Genomic DNA, 17,944 nt, shown 5'->3' with positions numbered 1-17,944 from the left:
CATGCCGCTGGTCGAGGTGACCCTGTCCGCCGGGCGCGAGCCGGCCGCCATCCGGGCGCTCATCCACGAGCTGCACGCCGCCGTCGAGCGCTCCATCGGCTCGCCGGCCCAGAGCATCCGGGTGATCGTCCGCGAGGTGCCGCGTACCCACTGGGCGGCCGGCGACCGGACGCTCGCCGAGCGCGACGCGATCGGCGAGGGCGGGTGACATGGAGTTCTTCGGGCACGTGATCGACGGCGCGGAGGTCGCCTCCGCGAGCGGCGAGACGTTCGCCGACGTCGATCCCTACACGCGCGAGCCGTGGGCCGAGGTCGCGCTCGGCGGCCCGGCCGAGGTGGAGCGGGCCGTGGCGGCGGCCCGGCGGGCCTTCGACGAGGGGCCGTGGCCGCGCATGGGACGCGCCGAGCGCGGCCGGCTGCTGCACCGCCTGGCCGACCTCGTCCTCGCCGACGCCGAACGGCTCGGCCTGGCCGACACCCGCGACATGGGCAAGCCGATCTCCCAGAGCCGCGGCAACGACGTGCCGCGGGCCGCCGACAACCTCCGCTTCTTCGCCGACCACGCCCGCCTGTCCACCGCCGAGACCCTGCCGATGGACTCGGGCCACCACGCCTACACCCGCTACGAGCCGGCCGGCGTCACCGCCGCCGTCGCGCCGTGGAACTTCCCGCTCATGCTGGAGACCTGGAAGATCGCGCCCGCGCTCGCCTGGGGCAACACCGTCGTGCTCAAGCCCGCCGAGGACTCCCCCGCCTCGGCCACCCTCCTGGCGCGGCTCGCGCTGGAGGCGGGCCTGCCGCCCGGCGTGCTCAACGTCGTGCACGGCCACGGCCCCGGATCGGCCGGGCAGGCGCTGACCGAGCACCCCGGCGTGGACCGCATCACCTTCACCGGCGAGTCGGCGACCGGGCGGGCCATCTCGGCCGCCGCCGCCCGCAACCTGGTCCCGGTCAGCCTGGAGCTCGGCGGCAAGGGCGGCAACGCCGTCTTCGCCGACGCCGACCTGGACAACGCCGTGAGCTGGTCCCTGCGGGCGATCTTCACCAACGCCGGGCAGGTCTGCCTGGCCGGCTCCCGCCTGTACGTCCAGCGCCCGGTCCTGGAGGAGTTCCTGGCCCGCTTCACCGCCGCCGCCGGGGCCATGCGCCTGGGCGACCCGAAGCTGGACAGCACCGAGATCGGCCCGCTGGCCTCCGAGACCCACTACCGCAAGGTGCGCGGCTACGTCGAGACCGTCGCCGCCGAGGGCGGCACGATCCACGCGGGCGGGCTCGGCGACGGGTGGTTCGTCCGCCCGACGATCGTCACCGGCATGCCCGCCACCGGCCGCCACCAGCGCGAGGAGATCTTCGGCCCGGTCGTGACCGTGACGCCGTTTGACACCGAGGACGAGGTCGTCGCCCTCATGAACGGCACCCGCTACGGCCTCAACGCCATGCTGTTCACCGAGAGCCTGTCGCGGGCGCACCGCGTCTCGGCCCGGCTGCGGGCCGGCACGGTCTGGGTGAACTGCTTCTTCGTCCGCGACCTGCGGGCCCCGTTCGGCGGGGCGGGCGACTCGGGGGTGGGCCGCGAGGGCGGCACGTTCAGCCGCGAGTTCTTCACCGAGCCCAAGGCCGTCGTCATGCAGATCGGCTGATCCGCCTCTGGACGAGAATCGGGGGTGGTGTCGATCCGGCGGCATGCCGTTCGACGCGTCGCCGACAGGCCGTATCCGCCCGGAAGAGGGAGCAGACCGTGAAGTTCATGATCGTGGGCAAGGGCAACGCCGCGACCGAGGCCGGGGAGCTGCCCAGCCAGCAGCTCGTCGATGACATGCACGCCTACAACGAGGCGCTGGCCAAGGCCGGGGTGCTGCTGGCCGCCGAAGGGCTCCACCCCAGCTCGCAGGGGGCGCGGATCGCCTACAGCGGCGGCAGGGCGACCGCGATCGACGGGCCGTTCGCCGAGGCCAAGGAGCTGATCGCCGGCTTCTGGCTGATCCAGGTGAAGTCCAGGGAGGAGGCGATCGAGTGGGCCCTGCGGGTGCCCGTGCCGCCGGGCCACGAGGGGACCGGGCTCGACGTGTGGCGCGTCTTCGACCCGGCCGACGCGCCGGACGAGTCGATGCCGGCCGAGGAGCGCGAGCGCGAGCGGACCCTGCGGGCACGCCTGGGCGTGGACGATCCCGACGCCTGACCGGCCCCCGCCCGCGCCGGGGTCCCGGGTTGCGGGTGCGGGGTGCCGCTGGTGGGATGGGTCCCGTGACGTCTCCCACCCCACCGCCCGCCTCGTCGCCCGCCGTGAGGACCGCCTCCGCCGAGGCTCACCGGACGGTCGAGGCGGTGTGGCGGATCGAGGCCGCGCGGCTCATCGCGGGGCTCGCCGGGCTGGTCCGCGACGTGGGCCTGGCCGAGGAGCTGGCGCAGGACGCGCTGGTCGCCGCCCTGGAGCAGTGGCCGGCGGAGGGGGTGCCGCGCAACCCGGGCGCCTGGCTGATGACGGTCGCCAAGCGCCGCGCCATCGACCTGATCCGCAGGAACGAGCGCCTGCACCGCAACCTGGCCGAGCTGGGCCGCCGCCTGGAGCGGGACGGCGCCGCCGGCGAGCCGCCCGAGCCCGACGAGATCGAGGACGACCTGCTGCGGCTGGTGTTCACGGCCTGCCATCCGGCGCTGTCGATGGAGGCGCGGGTGGCGCTGACCCTGCGCGTGCTCGGCGGCCTGACCACCGAGGAGATCGCCCGCGCGTTCCTGGTGCCGGAGCCGACGGTGGCGCAGCGCATCGTCCGCGCCAAGCGCGCGCTGGCCGACAGGGGCGTCCCGTTCGAGGTGCCGCGGGGCGGCGAGCTGGCCGGCCGGCTGGCGGCCGTCCTGGAGGTCATCTATCTGATCTTCAACGAGGGCTACTCGGCCACGGCCGGCGACGACTGGCTGCGGCCGGCGCTGTGCGCGGACGCCCTGCGGCTGGGCCGCGTCCTGGCCGGGCTGATGCCCGGGGAGGCCGAGGTGCACGGCCTGGTGGGGCTCATGGAGATCCACGCCTCCCGCTCGGCCGCCCGCGTGGGCCCGGACGGCGAGCCGATCCTGCTGCTGGACCAGGACCGCACCCGCTGGGACCGCCTGCTCATCGGCCGCGGCCTGGCCGCCCTGCGGCGCGCCGAGGAGCTGGCCGGCGGGGAGCCCGGCCCGTACACCCTCCAGGCCGCCATCGCCGCCTGCCACGCCCGCGCCGTCGTCGCCGCCGACACCGACTGGACCCGCATCGCCGCCCTCTACGAGGAGCTGGCCAAGCTGCTCCGCTCCCCCGTGGTCGAGCTGAACCGGGCGGTGGCGCTGTCGATGGCCTACGGCCCGCTGACGGGTCTGGCCCTGCTGGACCAGATCGTCGGCGAGCCGGCGCTGAAGGGCTATCACCTGCTGCCCAGCGTCCGCGGCGACCTGCTGTTCAAGCTGGGCCGCCGCGAGGAGGCCCGGGCCGAGTTCGAGCGCGCCGCGGCCCTGACCCGCAACACCCGCGAGCGCGCCCTGCTCCGGCGGCGCGCCGCCGCCTGCTGACCCTCCCGGCGGGGCGGTCAGGCCGGCACGCGCTCGGCGGCCACGATGGCGTCGAGCAGGCCGGGGAAGGCGGCGTCGAACTCGTCGCGGCGCAGCGCGTTCATGCGGGCGGTGCCCTGGTAGTACTGGCGGATGAGGCCGGCCTCGCGCAGGACGCGGAAGTGGTGGGTGGCCGTGGACTTGCTCACCGGCAGGTCGAAGGAGCCGCACTTGATGTCGGCCGAGGCGGCGCGGAGCTGGGTGACGATGCTGCGCCGTACCGGGTCCACGAGCGCTTCGAGGATCTGCTGCAGCGTGACGTCACGGGGGTCGGGGTGGGGCGGGATGCGGTCGTCGTCCATGAGCCCATAGTACGACACGGATCGAAGTTTGACAGCCGTCGTACTTCATGCTTGCCTATGAGTGCTTGCTGACGAACCCCTTTAGAGCGAGGAGCCGTGATGGCCAGGACGGTGTTGTTCGACGAGCTGGGCGGGCCCGAGGTGCTGCGGCTGGCGGACGTGCCGGTCGGCGAGCCCGGGCCGGGCGAGGTCCGCATCCGGGTGGACGCGATCGGCGTGAACCGGGCCGAGGCGCTGTTCCGCTCCGGCCACTACATCGAGCCGGTGCGGCGTTTCCCCGCCAGGCTCGGCACCGAGGCGGCGGGCGAGATCGAGGCCGTCGGCCCGGAGGTGGCGGGGCTGCGCCCCGGCGACCAGGTCAGCGTGGTGCCGGCGTTCTCGCAGAACGACTACGGCGTCTACGCCGAGCGGGCGATCGTGCCCGCGGCGGCGGTGCTGCGCCGGCCCGGCGCGTCAGGAGCGGTGGACGGCGCGGCGGTGTGGATGCCCTACATGACCGCCTACGGCGCGCTGATCGAGGTGGGTGGCCTGCGCCCCGGCGACACCGTGGTGCTGAACGCCGCCTCCAGCAGCGTCGGGCTGGCGGCCATCCACGTCGCCGAGCGCATCGGGGCCGTGCCCGTCGCCCTCACCCGCAGCGCCGCCAAGCGGGAGGCGCTGCTGAAGGAGGGCGCGGCCGAGGTCGTCGTGACCGGCCCGGACGTCCCCGAGGCCGAGATCCTGGAGCGGGTGCGGGCGGCGACCGGCGGGCGCGGCGCCGAGCTCGTCCTGGACGCCGTCGCCGGGCCCGGCATGACGGCCCTGGCCCGGCTGGTCGCCGACGAGGGCACGCTCATGGTGGTCGGCGCGCTGAGCGGCGAGCCGACCCCCTACCCCGGCATCGAGCTCGGCATGCCCGCGCTCAACGTGCGCACGTACACGGTGCACGAGACGACCCGGCGACCCGAGCGGCTGCGGCGGGCGGCGGCGTTCGTGGCCTCGGGGCTGCGCTCGGGGGCCTTCCGCCCGGTGGTGGACCGCACGTTCGAGCTGGCCGAGGCGGCCGAGGCCCACCGCTACCTGGACGCGCACGCCCACGTCGGCAAGATCGTCCTGACGGTGGAGCACTGAGCGGGCGCTACGGCCGGCCGACCCCGATGTAGGTGAACCCGAGGGCCCGCATCGCGGGCGGGTCCAGCAGGTTGCGGCCGTCGTAGAGCACCGGCCGCCGCATCCCCGCGGCGACGCCCGCCCAGTCGACGTCGTTGAGCTGCGGCCACTCGGTCACCACGATCGCCGCGTCCGCGCCGGCCATCGCCTGCTCCGGCGTGGGGTGGCGGGTCGTGGACGCCCACGGCTCGGCCGTGCCCGGCCGGGCCATCGGGTCCCAGCAGCGCACCTCGGCCCCCTCGGCCAGCAGCCGCGCCGCCAGCACCGTGCTCGGCGCCTCGCGCATGTCGTCGGTGCCCGGCTTGAACGTCAGCCCCAGCAGCGCCACCCGGGCTCCCTCGAGCGTGCCCAGCTCGTCGGCGAGCTTGCGGATCGCCCGCCGCTTCTGCAGGTTGTTGACCTCGATGACGGCCGACAGGAGCTGCAGGTGGTAGCCGGTGTTGCTGGCGAGCTGCCGCAGCGCCTCGGAGTCCTTGGGGAAGCAGGAGCCGCCCCAGCCGATGCCGGCCCGCAGGAAGTGGGGGCCGAGCCGGTGGTCGAGGCCGACGGCGTGGGCGACCTCGGTGACGTCCGCGCCGGTCTTCTCGCAGAGCGTGGCGATCTCGTTGATGAAGCTGATCTTGGTGGCGAGCAGCGCGTTGGAGGCCAGCTTGACCATCTCGGCCGAGCGCACGTCCATCGTCACGACGGGGCCGTCCACGCCCTCGTGCAGCTCCGCGACGAGCCGCGCGACCGCCTCGTCGGAGGCGCCGACGACGACCCGGTCGGGGTGCAGGAAGTCGTTGACGGCCGTGCCCTCGGCCGTGAACTCCGGGTTGGAGGCGTAGCCGACGTGCGACAGGCCGGCCTCGTCCAGGACGGCCCGCACCCGCGCCCCGGTGCCGACCGGCACGGTGGACTTCACCACGACCGCCCGCAGCTCGCGGGCGCCCGCCAGCGAGCGCACCACCGACCACACGCGTGACAGGTCGGCGTCGCCGGAGGCCGACGGCGGGGTGTCCACGCACACGTACGCGACCTCGGCGCCGTCCAGCGCCTCCTCCAGGTCCAGGGTGAACGTCAGCCGCTCCTTGTTGCGGGTGATCATGTCACCGAGCCCGGGCTCGTAGATCGGCACGTCACCGGCCCGCAGGAGCCTGACCTTCTCGGGATCGATGTCCCTGACCACCACCCGGTGCCCTAGCTCGGCGAAACAGGCGCCGGTCACCAGACCGATGTACCCGGCCCCGAACACCGCCACCCGCCGTTCCGGCTTGCCACCCATGACCGACCATCCGTTCGTGACTGCTCCGTCAGCGCGCCAGCGCGCAGGAAGCCCACCCTAACCGCCTCGCGCGCGCACGCGGGACCGAGGGCGGCCGAGGGCGCGTCGGGCGGCCCGGCGGGCCGCCTCCCGGCGCGCCGCACAGTGGCGCGCGGCCTGCTTGTGCGCGGTGCCCAGGGGGCCCGCGAGGGGCTTTCTACAGTTTCCAGCACCTCGCGCACCGAGAAACAGGGAAGCCCATGCACATCAGGAAATACGGGCAGATCAGAAGGACAGGAACGGCCGCCGGCGCCGCCGCCGCGATCCTCGCGCTCTCCGCCGCGTGCGTCGCGCCCGGGTCCGGGAGCGGCGCCGCCGGGGCCGGGACCGCCGCGACGGCCTCCCAGGGCGCCCAGAGTGCCCAGGGCGACGCCGGCGCGCGGAAGCGCATCGCCTTCTTCGGCTTCGCCCGGGCGAACGCGTTCGCCGTCGCCACCTGGAACGGCATCGAGGAGCAGGCCAAGGCGGACAACGCCACCGCCGAGTTCTTCGACCCGAACTTCGACGCCCAGACGCAGGTCCAGCAGATCCAGGACGCGGTCACCAGCAAGCGCTTCGACGTGTTCGTCGTGCAGGCCAACGACGGCGCGGCCGTGGTGCCGGCGCTCAAGCAGGCCGTGGCCGCCGGGATCACGGTGGTGGCCGAGTTCACGCCGGTCGGGACCGCCTACGACACCACGCGCTCCCAGGTCCCCGGCGTGATCACGCTCGTGGACGTGCCCGCCGACAACGGCAGGAAGCTCGGCGAGCTGGGCGTGGCGGCCTGCCGGAGCAAGAACCTCAAGCCCTGCAAGGTCGCCTACCTGGAGGGCCTGAAGTCGCTGCCGCTGGACAACTCCCGCACCGAGGCCGCGGTCAAGGCCCTGGAGGCGGCCGACGGCGTCGAGCTGGTCTCCCGCGTCGAGGGCGGCTACACGCGCGAGAGCGGCCGCAAGGCCATGCAGGACGTGCTCCAGGCCCAGCCGGACGTCGACGTGGTCATCGGCAGCTCGCAGGCCGTCGCCGGCGCCGAGAGCGTGGTCAAGGGCACGGGCGTGCTGCTCGTCGGCAACGGCGGCTCCCGGCAGGCGGTCAAGGCCGTCCAGGACGGGCGCTGGTTCGCCACCTACTACCTGCCGGAGAAGACCGCCGGCGCCAAGGCGGCCGAGCTGGGCCTGGCCAAGGCCCGCGGCGGGCAGGTGCAGGAGGCCAACAGCGAGACCGCGCTCGCGCCGAACGAGGGCAAGGGCACCAAGGAGGCGCTGGCCGGCGTCACCGGCGAGTACGACGAGTAGGAGGGCCCGCCGGTGAGGATCGACCTGGAGGGGTTCGGCAAGTCCTACGGCGGCGTGCCGGTCCTGCGCGACGTGTCGTTCACCCTGCGCGGCGGCCGGGTGCACGGCCTGCTCGGCGAGAACGGCGCGGGCAAGTCCACCCTGCTGAAGGCGGTGTGCGGGGCGGTGACCCCGGACGCCGGCCGCGTCCTGCTGGACGGGCGGCCCATCGCGGTCGGCTCGCCCAGGGACGCGCTGCGGCACGGGTTCACGCTGATCTCGCAGGAGCTGGCCCTGGTGCCGGCCATGACCGTGCTGGACAACGTGTACCTGGGCCGCTGGCGCAACCGCCTGGGCTGGCGGCGGCGGCGCGCCAACCGGCGGGAGTTCGCCGAGCTGACCGCCAGGACCGGCTTCGAGCTGGACCCGTCCGCGCTGGTGCGGGACCTGCCGATCGCCGCGCAGCAGCAGGTCGAGGTGTTGCGGGCGCTGGCCTCGGGCGCGTCGGTCATCGGCATGGACGAGCCAACCGCGCTGCTGACCAGGAACGAGACCGAGCGCCTGCTGGAGGTGATCAGGCGCCTGGCCGCCGACGGCGCGGCCGTGGTGCTCATCTCGCACTTCCTGGAGGAGGTGCTGTCGGTCTGCGACGACATCACCGTGCTGCGCGACGGCCGGCACATCAAGACCGGGCCGGCCGCGGGGCAGACGCCGCAGAGCCTGGTCGCCGACATGGTGGGCCGCCCCATCGAACTGCTCTACCCCGAGCCGCGACCGGTGCGCCCGGACGCGCCGGTGCTGCTCAGCGCGCGCGGCCTGAGCCGCGGCACGGCCGTGCGGGAGGTGTCGCTGGACATCCGCGCGGGCGAGATCGTCGGCATCGCGGGCCTGGTGGGCAGCGGCCGCTCCGAGACGCTGCGGGCGCTCTTCGGCGCGGACGCGCCCGACGCGGGCGTGGTGGAGGTGGACGGCCGGGCCGTCGCCCCGGGCTCGCCCGCCCGCGCGATGCGCGCCGGCCTGGCCATGGTGCCGGAGTCCCGCAAGGACCAGGGCCTCGTGCTGGGCCGCTCGGTCCGGGAGAACGTCGCCCTGGCCAGCCTGGGCTCGCGGCAGCAGGCCGGGTTCGTACGCGGCGGCGCCGAGCGGGAGGCCGCCGGGACCATGCTGGCCGGGCTCGACGTGCGCGGCTCCGACCTCGGCGGCCCGGTGTGGACGCTGTCGGGCGGCAACCAGCAGAAGGTGCTGTTCGGCAAGTGGCTCATGGACCGGCCCAAGGTCCTCATGGTGGACGAGCCCACCCGCGGCGTGGACGTCGGCGCCAAGGGCCAGATCCACCGGCTCCTGGTCGAGCTGGCCGCCGAGGGCATGGCGGTGCTGGTGGTCTCCTCGGAGGTCGAGGAGGTGCTGGGCCTGGCGCACCGGGTGCTGGTCATGCGGCACGGCCGCCTCGTCGGGGAGTTCGCGCGCGGCCGGGCCACCCCGGAGCAGGTCATCGCGCTGGCCTTCGCCGACACCCCCGACACCGAACCTTCTGAGGAGAACGCATGACCGCCACCACCGCGGATGTGAAAGCGGACGTGAAAGCCGCGCCCGGCCGCTCGGCCCGGCTGCGCGACCTGGGGATCGTGCTCGGCGTGGTCCTCATCGTCGTGGTGCTGTCGCTCAGCACCTCGACCTTCCTGACCGCCGGCAACCTGGTCAACCTGCTCGACCAGGCCGCCGTCGTGGGGCTGCTGGCCACCGCCGCCACCCTGGTGATCATCTCGGGCTCGTTCGACCTGTCGATCACCGCGGTGCTGGCGCTGTCGGCGATCGTGGCCGTCGCGGTCACGAACGCGGCCGGGGTCGGGGCGGGCATGACCGCCGGCGTGCTGACCGGCGCGGTGCTCGGCACGGTCAACGGCATCGTGGTCGTCCGGATCAAGGTGCACTCGTTCATCGCGACGCTGGCCCTGAGCATCATCTACCGGGGCGTGGCGGTCATCCTGACGGCGGGCGCGATCGTCTACCCGGCCGACGACCGGGCCACCGCCTTCCAGGCGCTGAGCTGGCCGACCGTGCTCGGCGGGGTGACGGCGGCCTCGCTGCTGTTCCTGGCCGTGGTGGCGGTCTGCTGGGTCCTGCTGTCGCGCACCACGTTCGGCCGCCGCGTGTACGCCATCGGCGGCAACGAGGAGGCCGCGCGGCTGTCCGGCATCAGGACCGGGCAGATCAAGGTGGCGGTGTTCGCCATCAGCGGCGTGTGCGCGGCGCTCGGCGGGCTCGTCCTGGCCGCGCGCGGCGGGTCGGCGCAGGCGAGCCTGGCCACCGGGATGGAGATGACCGCCATCGCCGCGGCCGTCGTCGGCGGCACCAGCGTCATGGGCGGCGAGGGCGCGATCTGGCGCGGCCTGATCGGCGTCCTGCTCATCACGCTGATCGGCAACGGGTTCAACCTGCTGGGCTGGGATACGATATATCAGCAGGTCGTACAGGGTGCGCTCATCCTCGGCGCGGTGAGCCTCGACCGGCTGCTGCGAGGCCGAAGGAGCTAGGTGGAGGGCGCGCGGATCGGGATCCTGCTGGGTGCGGGGCGCGCGCACGCCGCCCTCGTCGGCGGCCCGGCGGGCGGCGGCGAGGTGCGCCACGCCACCGGTCCCAACGCGAGCGAGCGGGTCCTGGCCCGCATGCTGCGCGACCTCGCGGGCGGCGCCCGCGTCGCCTCCGTCACCTGGGACGTCGCCGCCGAGCTCGACCCCGCGCTGGCCGGCACGCCGGTCGCGGCGGTGCGCATCGTGCCCCGGCCGCCCGCCGCCGGGCTCGGCTCCGGCCACCCCTCGCCGCTGCTGCGCGCGTTGCAGGCGCGGCGCGGCGCGGTGGTCGGCGGGCACGACCTGTTCGGCGTCGAGCTGGCGCCGCTCGACGTGTACGCCGTGCTGGCCGAGTGCGCCGCCGCCCGCGACATCCCCGCGCTGGCGGTCACCGCGAGCGGCGCGCCCGGCTGCGCCGACCACGAGCTGGCCGCGGCCGAGCTGATCTACGACACCCGCCCCGACGCCCGGGTGTCGCTGTCGCACCAGGTGGGCGGGCTGGGGCTGCTCGACAGGGAGGCCGCCACCGTCATCAACGCGGCGCTGCTGGCCCGCGCGGCCGAGCTGGCCGAGCGGTGCGTACGGGTGGGCGAGCTGGTCGGGCCGCAGGTGTCCACGTGGTTCGCGGCCGGCGACGGCGGGCGCGTCTCCGCCGAGCGGCTGCGGCTGCTGCCGGTGCTCGCGCTGTCGGCGTCGGAGGCCGTGGCCCTGACCGGGGCGGCCCGGCTGGCCGGCGCGGCCGACGCGCTGGTGGGGCTGGCCCTGCCGGACGCGCTGGCGGTCGGCCACGTCGCGGGCGGGCTGCCGGAGGTCACCGTCGACCGGCCGGGGCCGGGCGGGGTGCGCATGGCGATCCCCACCGCGTCGCTGACCCGCCTGCCGGGCCCGCCCGCGGCCTCGGCGGCGGCGTTCGCGCTGCTGGCCGAGCACGAGCCCCGCCCGGCCGTGGTGGCGGCGATGCGCGGCGGCGAGGCGGCCGAACGGGCCCGCGCCGCCGCGGCCCGCCTGCCCGCACCGGAAGGAATGGTGCTGCCCGGCGGTGAGCTGGCCGCCGTCGGGGCGGCCTGTACCGAGCCGACGGCCTGGCTCGACTCCGTCGTGTACGCCGAGTCCGGCGAGGAGCTGGAGCGTCAGCGCGGCATCGCCGAGCAGCGCGCCCTGACGCTGGTGGCCGAGAGCGGCGCCCGGCTCGGCAGCGAGCGCGTGGTCAGCTCCCGGGCGGTGTCGATGTCCTTCCTGCGCAGCGGCTCCTACCGGCTGATGGTCCGCGCGGGCGGCGAGGCGGGAGAGAGCGCGTGAGCGAGCGGCTGATCACCGCCGCGGACGTGCCCGCGCTGCTGGCCGGGGCGGAGTTCTTCTCCACCAGCGCCGCCGGCGAGGGCATCGACTTCGCCGGGGTCTGGCTCGGCGACGTCCTCGCCCACGCCGGGCCCGTACGCCTGGTGCCGCCCGCCGGCCTCGACCCCGGCACCGTCTGCGCCGCCATCGGCGCCATGGGCTCCACCACCGCCATGGCCGAGCTGCCGCCCTCCGGGGACGAGCCCGCCGTGCTGGCGCGCAGCCTGGCCGGCCGGTGCGGGGGGCCGCTCGGCGCGGTGCTGCCGCTCAACGCCGCCAGCGTCAACGCGCTGTTCCCGGTGGCCGCGGCGGCGCTGCTCGGGCTGCCGCTGATCGACTGCGACGGCATGGGGCGGGTGTTCCCGCTCATCCACCAGACCACGTTCGAGCTGGCCGGGCTGCCGCTGGCGCCCATGGCGGCGGTCAGCGCGGGCTACGACGCGCTGCTGCTGGAGACGGGCTCGGCGCGGGCCGAGCGGCTGGCCAGGGTGGTGGCGCAGAGCGCGGGCGGCTGGCTGTTGTGCGCGCTCTACCCGACGCGGGTGGGGCGGCTGGCCGGGGCGGCGATCCCCGGCTCGATGAGCCGGGTGCTGGAGGTCGGCCGCGTCCTACACGCCCACGCCGCCTCCGCCCGCCCCTCCTGGAACGGCTCCCCCGGCGCCCTCGGCCCCCTCGGCTCTCCCGGCGCCCCCGGCCCCCTCGGCTCTCCCGGCCCCCTCGACTCTCCCGGCTCCCCCGGCGGCCCCGGGCTGCGGGGTGGCCAGGTGGCGCCGCACGAGCGGCTGCTGGCCGAGCTGGCCGCCGCCACCGGCGCGAGCGTGCTGGGCGGCGGGCGGCTGGTCGAGATCGGCCCCTCGGTGCGCCAGGCCGCCGCCCTGTTCCCCGGCAACCCGGTCGGCCTGGCCGTGCACGACCACGACAGCGGCCGCCTCATCCGCATCGAGGCGCACAACGAGCTGATCCTGGCGCTGTCGGACGGCTCGCTGGCGGCGGCCGTCCCCGACCTGCTGTGCCTGTTGGACCGCGGCACGCTGCGCATGACCGGCCCCGGCAGGCTGACCGCGGGCGACCAGGTGGACGTGCTGGTCGTGCCCGCCGCGCCGCTGTGGCACACGATCCCCGGCCTGGCGCTCGGCGGTCCCGGCGCGTTCGGCTTCCCGCTGCGGCACCCGAAGGAGGCCGGCCGTTGAGCAGCCCGCGACGGCCCCGCGTGGCCGAGCAGCTCACCGTGGACGAGCTGGTCAGGTACGGCCCGCTGGGCCGCGCCCGGATGCTGGTCGGCGAGGACCTGACGCGCCGGGTCTCCCGGGTGGCGCTGGTGTCGGAGCTGGACCAGATCCGCTCCTACGGCCCCGGCACGGTCGTCGTGCTGTCCGGCACGCTGGGCCACGGGGCGTGGGTGGTGGAGTCGGCGCTCCGGCTGGCGTGGGAACGCAGCGCGTCCTGCCTGGTCAGCCCGGCCGAGGCCGGGCCCAAGCCGGCGACGGCGCAGCTCGCGGCGCGGATGCGGCTGCCGGTGTTCGCGGTGGGCGAGGACACCTCCGCGTACGCGCTGGAGCTCGCGGCGGCGGTGGCCAGCCCCGAGGCGGCGCGGGCGCGGCTGGCGGCGCGCTGCGCGGAGCTGTTCACCGAGCGCAGCAGCGCCCGGGGCATCCTCGGCGTGATCAACACGGAGGTGCCCGGCGTGTCGGCGGCGCTGCTGCTGCCCGACGGGCACGTCCTGGCCGGCCAGGGCGCGGCGGCCAGGGCCGAGCACCAGGTGCGGGTGGAGGTGCCGGGCCCGGACGGCCGCCGCTGGGCCGACCTCGTCGCCGGCCTGGCCGCTCCCCCGGCCCCGGCGTGGGCCGAGAGCGTCCGGCTGATCCTGCGCCTGGCCCGCGCCCCGCTGACGACGTCGGTGGCGCGCGAGCGGGTCAGCGCCGTCTACCGCGCCGAGGAGGCCAGGGCCGCGCTGACCGCGCTGTTCGCCCGGCCGGGGCGGGAGGCGCCGGCCGCGCCGGGGGTGGACCTGCCGGGCTGGCGGCTGGAGGGGCGGCACGTGGCGGTCTTCCTGCGTACCGATCCCGCCCTGGACGGCGCCGCGCTGTCGCCGGGCGTGGTGTCGGCCTGGCAGGAGGTGTTGCCGGACCTGCCGCTCGCGCCGTGGCGGGACGGCTGGGCGAGCTGGTGGACCGAGCCGGACGCCGAGGCCGGCCAGGTCGCGGCGGCGCTGCGCAGGCACCTGGCCAGGATGCGCGTCCCGGTCCCGCTCAGCGCGGGCGTGGGCCGGGCCGCCGAGGGCGGCGACGGGCTGCGGGCCTCGCTGGAGCAGGCGGTGCTGGCCGCGGGCGCGACGGTCCGGCTCGGGCACGGCGAGGTCCGCACGTTCGACGAGCTGGGCTACCGGGCGCTGCTCGGCACGCTGGGCCAGGCGGAGCTGGCCGCCGCGGCCCGGCTGGTGCTGGCCGGCCTGCTGGCCGCGCCGGACGGCCCGGTCCTGGTGGTGACGCTGGCCGCGGTGCTCGACTGCGGCGGCTCGACCGGGCGGGCGGCGGCCCGGCTCGGCCTGCACCGCAACACGGTGCTCGGCCGGGTGGAGCGCATCCGCGGCCGGGGCGTCGACTTCGACAACCCCGACCAGCGGCTGGCGCTCCACCTCGCCTGCTACGCGCTCCTCCCGGAGCTCCAGGCGGGCGGTCAGGCGGGCAGGGAGTAGACCTCGCCGGCCCGCCCGGCCGAGACCTGCCCGTCGAGCAGGTCGGCCCGCACCGCTTCGGGGTCGCGCCCGGCCGGGTCGCCGAACCCGCCGCCGCCACCGGTCGCGCAGCGGATGACGTCGCCCTTCCTCAGTTTCATGCCGTTGCACTTGAGCAGGCGGCGCTCGTCCTCGCGGCCGGGGTTGACCACGATCTCCGGCGGGGTGGCGTCGTGGCCGCCGAACAGGCCCCAGGCGGGCGTGAGCGAGCGCTCGAACCACAGCGACACCGTGCAGTCGTGCAGCGCGGTGTACTCGCGGACCACGCCGTTGCCGCCGCGGAAGCGGCCGGCGCCGCCGGAGTCGGGGCGGATGCGGTACTCGCCGATCCGGAACGGGTAGCGGGTCTCGAACACCTCGACCGGGATGTCCTTGAGCGAACCGTTCACATTGTTGATCAGCGCGGTCTCGCCGTCGGAGCCGTCCCAGGCGCCCCAGCCGCCGAGCGTGGCCTCCAGGCTGACGTAGTCGCGCCCGGTGCGCGGGTCGGTGCCGGCCAGCAGGACGATCATGGAGTCGCCGTGGCTGGCGCCGGCGACCTTGTCCGGCATGGCCGGGGCCAGCGCCTTGGCCACCATGTCGATGAGCAGGCCCAGGTGCGAGAAGTACCACTGGCAGGCGGCCGGGGCCACCGCGCCGAACACCGAGCCCTCCCTGACCTGCACGCTCATCGGGCGGAACGAGCCGCCGTTGCCGGGCACGTCCGGGCTGACCAGCAGCTTGTAGCCGACCCGGCAGGCCGAGACGGTCTGCGCGACGCCGCAGTTGACCGGGCCGACGGTCTGGTCGGCGGAGTCGCGGACGTCGAAGTCGATGTCCGAGCCGGACACGGTGATCCGCAGCCTGATCGGGATCGGGGTGTCCAGGTCGATGCCGTCGTTGTCGAGGCAGCCCTCGGCCTCGTACACGCCGTCCGGGATGGCCGCGATGACCTCGCGCTCCAGGACCTCGGTCTGGTTGAAGATCTCGTCGCGGGCGGCGCGGAGCGTCTCCAGCCCCCACCGGCGCACGATCTCCTCCAGGCGGGCCTGGCCCATCTTGATCGTGGCGATCATCGCGTGCATGTCGCCGCTGGTCTGGTACGGGAAGCGCACGTTCGTGGCGATCGTGCTCATCGCGCCGTGGACGTCCACGCCGCCCTCGACCAGCTTCTGCGGCCCGAGCCGCAGGCCCTCCTGGAAGATGTTGACCGAGTCCATGGAGCCGCCGGGGTCCTTGGAGCCGACGTCGATCCAGTGGGCGCGGGTGGCGGTGAAGCCGACCAGCTCCCCGTCCACGAACACCGGGCCGAAGATGGTCACGTCGTTGAGGTGGGTGCCGCCGAGGTAGCTGTCGTTGAGGATCCACACGTCGCCCGGCTGCCACACCTCCCGCCCGAACTGCTCCTCGGTGGCCTTGGTGCAGGTCTCCAGGTTGCCCAGGAAGATCGGCAGGCCGGCGGACTGGCCGAGCACCTGGTGCTGGTCGTCCAGCAGGGCGACGACGCAGTCGCCGCACTCGTAGATGATGGGCGTGTACGCCGACCGGATGAGCGTCGCGTTCATGTCGTCGGCCGCGGCAGCGAGCGCGTTGCGGATGATCTCGACGACGACCGGGTCGACGGTCCTGGTGTCCGTCACTGCTCCTCCTGGGTGTTGCGAATGACCAGCGAGCCGATGGGGTCGACCGACACCGAGAAACCGGGCGGGACGACGGTGGTGGCGGTGCTCTCCACGATGATCGCGGGGCCCTCGAAGGTGTGACCCGGGGCCAGCGCCTCGCGCCGGGCCAGGATCGTCGGGCGGGCCTGCCCGTCGAAGACGACCTCGCGCGTCTCGTGCGCGAAGTCCTGGCCGCCGGCCGGCTCGACCCGCTCGGCGGCGCCGCGGCCGAGGTCGCCGAAGGCGGTCGCGCGCAGCGTCACGAACTCGATGGGCGCGCCCAGGTTGGCGTGGCCGTAGCGGGTCTCGTGCTGCTGGGCGAAGCGCTTGGCGATGGTCTCGACGAAGCCCTCGGCGGCCGGCTCGTCGGCGTCGGCCAGCGGCACGGTGAGGGTGTACTCCTGGGCCGCGTACCGGATGTCCACGGCGTGCTCGACGCGGCGGTTGTCCTCCGGGACGCCCTCGCCGGCCAGCGAGGCCAGGCCCTCGGCGGACATCGCGCGCAGCCTGGCCGCCATGTCGGCGCCGTCGAGGTCGGCGTCGAGGTGGAAGTAGGTGTCGGAGAAGTCCTTGCGGATGTCGGTCTGCAACATGCCCCAGGCGGAGAACGCGCCGGGGAAGCGCGGCACCACGACCTCCTTGATGCCCAGCTCGCGGGCCAGGAAGACGGCGTGCATGGGGCCGGCGCCGCCGAAGGCGACCAGCGTGAACTCGCGCGGCTCGATGCCCCGCGAGACCGTGATGGTCCTGATGGCCTGGGCCATCTTGGCGTTGGCGACGTCGCAGACGCCCTCGGCGATGGCGAGGGTGTCCAGGCCGAGGCCCCGGCCGACGGTGTCGAGCGCGCGCCGGGCCGCCTCGGTGTCCAGCTCCAGCGTGCCGCCGGCGAACCAGTCCGGGTCGATGCGGCCGAGCACCAGGTTGGCGTCGGTCACGGTCGGCTCGGTGCCGCCGCGGCCGTAGCAGGCCGGGCCGGGGGTCGCGCCGGCCGAGCGCGGCCCGACCCGCAGGCCGCCCGCCTCCAGCCAGGCCACCGAGCCGCCGCCCGCGCCGATGGTGTGGATGTTGACGACGCTCATGAGCATCGGCAGGCCCTCGATGTTGGCCTCGGGCGAGATGTCCGGCTGCCCGTCGATGACCAGCGACACGTCGAACGAGGTGCCGCCCATGTCCACGCCGATGAGGTTGGGCCGCCCGATGGCGCGGGCCAGCTCCACGTCGCCCATCGCGCCGCCGACCGGGCCGGACAGCAGCGTCTGCAGCGGGCGGCGGCGGGCCGACTCGGCGGTCAGGATGCCGCCGGACGACTGCATGACGTGCATCGGGACGGTCAGGCCGCGCTCCTGGAGGTTGGCCTCCAGCCGCTCCAGGTAGCGGCGCACCACCGGGCCGGTGTACGCCTCGACCACGGCCGAGGAGGTGCGCTCGTACTCGCGCCACTCCTTGGCCGCCTCGTGCGACAGCGACACCGTCACCTCGCCGCCCAGCTCCTCCAGCAGGATGTCCCTGGTCCGCAGCTCGTGCGCCGGGTCCAGGTAGCTGAACAGGTACGCCACCGCGATCGCGCCGAACCCGCCCTCGCGGTAGCGGCGGGCGGCCTCGCGCACGGCCTGCTCGTCCAGCGGCTCCAGCTCCTCGCCCGCCGCGTCGAAGCGGCCGCCGATCTCCACGATGTCGCGCTTGGGGACGAGCGGCTCGGGCTTGCGGAAGTGCAGGTCGTACAGGCGGGTACGCGGGCCGCGGGCGATGTGGTACTGGTCGCCCGCGCCCTTGGAGGCCAGCAGCAGCACCTTGACCCCGCGCCGTTCGAGGAAGGCGTTGAGTCCCTGGGTGGTGCCGTGCACGGTGAACGAGATGTCGGCGGGTGAGTCCACCAGGGACTCCAGCGCGGTCAGCACGCCCCTCGTCAGATCGTCGGGCGTGGTGGACGACTTGCCGACGTGGTAGCGGCCGGTCGTCTCGTCGTACCCGATGACGTCGGTGAACGTGCCGCCGATATCCATGGACACCCGGTATCGGCTCATGGGCGAGCTCCTCTCTGCAAGGCGGTGACCGCGACGGTAACCCGGCGGGGAGCGC

At 75.1% G+C, this 17,944-nt stretch carries 15 protein-coding genes; 11 read left to right on the top strand and 4 right to left on the bottom strand.

Annotated elements, in window-relative coordinates:
- Position 1 precedes the first annotated feature (1 nt).
- The 4 genes from AB0H75_RS17860 to AB0H75_RS17845 all read left to right on the top strand — a co-directional run bounded on the left by AB0H75_RS17860 (position 2) and on the right by AB0H75_RS17845 (position 3,537).
- Positions 2–208 (top strand): 4-oxalocrotonate tautomerase family protein, encoded by a 207-nt coding sequence (locus tag AB0H75_RS17860; protein ID WP_367797312.1) that lies wholly within the window; start codon positions 2–4, stop codon positions 206–208.
- A gap of 1 nt (position 209) precedes the next feature.
- Positions 210–1,640: an aldehyde dehydrogenase gene (locus AB0H75_RS17855; RefSeq protein ID WP_367797310.1), complete on the top strand. Its 1,431-nt coding sequence runs from the start codon at positions 210–212 to the stop codon at positions 1,638–1,640.
- A gap of 107 nt (positions 1,641–1,747) precedes the next feature.
- Positions 1,748–2,179, top strand: coding sequence for a YciI family protein (locus AB0H75_RS17850; protein WP_367798178.1), 432 nt, complete (start codon positions 1,748–1,750; stop codon positions 2,177–2,179).
- 104 nt (positions 2,180–2,283) lie between these two features.
- Positions 2,284–3,537 carry an RNA polymerase sigma factor gene (locus AB0H75_RS17845; RefSeq protein ID WP_367798176.1) on the top strand — a complete coding sequence of 418 codons (1,254 nt, stop codon included), beginning with the start codon at positions 2,284–2,286 and terminating at the stop codon, positions 3,535–3,537.
- 17 nt (positions 3,538–3,554) lie between these two features.
- Here AB0H75_RS17845 and AB0H75_RS17840 read toward each other — a convergent pair whose 3' ends face one another.
- A complete protein-coding gene (locus AB0H75_RS17840; RefSeq protein ID WP_367797308.1) occupies positions 3,555–3,878 on the bottom strand; it encodes an ArsR/SmtB family transcription factor in 324 nt (107 codons plus the stop codon).
- A 99-nt stretch (positions 3,879–3,977) separates the two neighbouring features.
- On the opposite strand from AB0H75_RS17840, the gene AB0H75_RS17835 reads away from it, so the two are divergent.
- The gene (locus AB0H75_RS17835) at positions 3,978–4,988 is read left to right on the top strand and encodes a zinc-dependent alcohol dehydrogenase family protein (protein WP_367797306.1); all 1,011 of its coding nucleotides are present in this window, start codon (positions 3,978–3,980) and stop codon (positions 4,986–4,988) included.
- 7 nt (positions 4,989–4,995) lie between these two features.
- Here AB0H75_RS17835 and AB0H75_RS17830 read toward each other — a convergent pair whose 3' ends face one another.
- A complete protein-coding gene (locus AB0H75_RS17830; RefSeq protein ID WP_367797304.1) occupies positions 4,996–6,291 on the bottom strand; it encodes a UDP-glucose/GDP-mannose dehydrogenase family protein in 1,296 nt (431 codons plus the stop codon).
- 239 nt (positions 6,292–6,530) lie between these two features.
- On the opposite strand from AB0H75_RS17830, the gene AB0H75_RS17825 reads away from it, so the two are divergent.
- The 6 genes from AB0H75_RS17825 to AB0H75_RS17800 are packed head-to-tail and all read left to right on the top strand — an operon-like array spanning position 6,531 to position 14,186.
- Positions 6,531–7,604: a sugar ABC transporter substrate-binding protein gene (locus AB0H75_RS17825; RefSeq protein ID WP_367797302.1), complete on the top strand. Its 1,074-nt coding sequence runs from the start codon at positions 6,531–6,533 to the stop codon at positions 7,602–7,604.
- Positions 7,605–7,616: 12 nt separating this feature from the next.
- Positions 7,617–9,131, top strand: a complete 1,515-nt coding sequence (locus AB0H75_RS17820; RefSeq protein WP_367797300.1) for a sugar ABC transporter ATP-binding protein — start codon at positions 7,617–7,619, stop codon at positions 9,129–9,131.
- On the top strand, positions 9,128–10,117 hold the full coding sequence (locus AB0H75_RS17815; protein WP_367797298.1) for an ABC transporter permease: 990 nt from the start codon (positions 9,128–9,130) through the stop codon (positions 10,115–10,117). Before AB0H75_RS17820 ends, AB0H75_RS17815 begins: the two co-directional genes overlap by 4 nt.
- Positions 10,118–11,452, top strand: coding sequence for a hypothetical protein (locus tag AB0H75_RS17810; RefSeq protein ID WP_367797296.1), 1,335 nt, complete (start codon positions 10,118–10,120; stop codon positions 11,450–11,452). It begins immediately after the preceding gene.
- On the top strand, positions 11,449–12,681 hold the full coding sequence (locus AB0H75_RS17805; protein ID WP_367797294.1) for a DUF917 family protein: 1,233 nt from the start codon (positions 11,449–11,451) through the stop codon (positions 12,679–12,681). The genes AB0H75_RS17810 and AB0H75_RS17805 overlap by 4 nt, the downstream gene beginning before the upstream one ends.
- The gene (locus AB0H75_RS17800; RefSeq protein ID WP_367797292.1) at positions 12,678–14,186 is read left to right on the top strand and encodes a PucR family transcriptional regulator; all 1,509 of its coding nucleotides are present in this window, start codon (positions 12,678–12,680) and stop codon (positions 14,184–14,186) included. The genes AB0H75_RS17805 and AB0H75_RS17800 overlap by 4 nt, the downstream gene beginning before the upstream one ends.
- Here the strand turns inward: AB0H75_RS17800 and AB0H75_RS17795 are convergent.
- On the bottom strand, positions 14,168–15,844 hold the full coding sequence (locus AB0H75_RS17795; protein WP_367797290.1) for a hydantoinase B/oxoprolinase family protein: 1,677 nt from the start codon (positions 15,842–15,844) through the stop codon (positions 14,168–14,170). The two genes, AB0H75_RS17800 and AB0H75_RS17795, sit on opposite strands and share 19 nt — an antisense overlap.
- On the bottom strand, positions 15,841–17,889 hold the full coding sequence (locus AB0H75_RS17790; RefSeq protein ID WP_367797288.1) for a hydantoinase/oxoprolinase family protein: 2,049 nt from the start codon (positions 17,887–17,889) through the stop codon (positions 15,841–15,843). Before AB0H75_RS17790 ends, AB0H75_RS17795 begins: the two co-directional genes overlap by 4 nt.
- Positions 17,890–17,944: the final 55 nt, after the last annotated feature.

The sequence above is a fragment of the Nonomuraea sp. NPDC050783 genome, from assembly GCF_040802095.1.
Taxonomy (GTDB): domain Bacteria; phylum Actinomycetota; class Actinomycetes; order Streptosporangiales; family Streptosporangiaceae; genus Nonomuraea.
The sequence above is the reverse complement of the archived record's forward strand: the minus strand, read 5'-3'. Positions and strand labels throughout refer to the sequence as shown.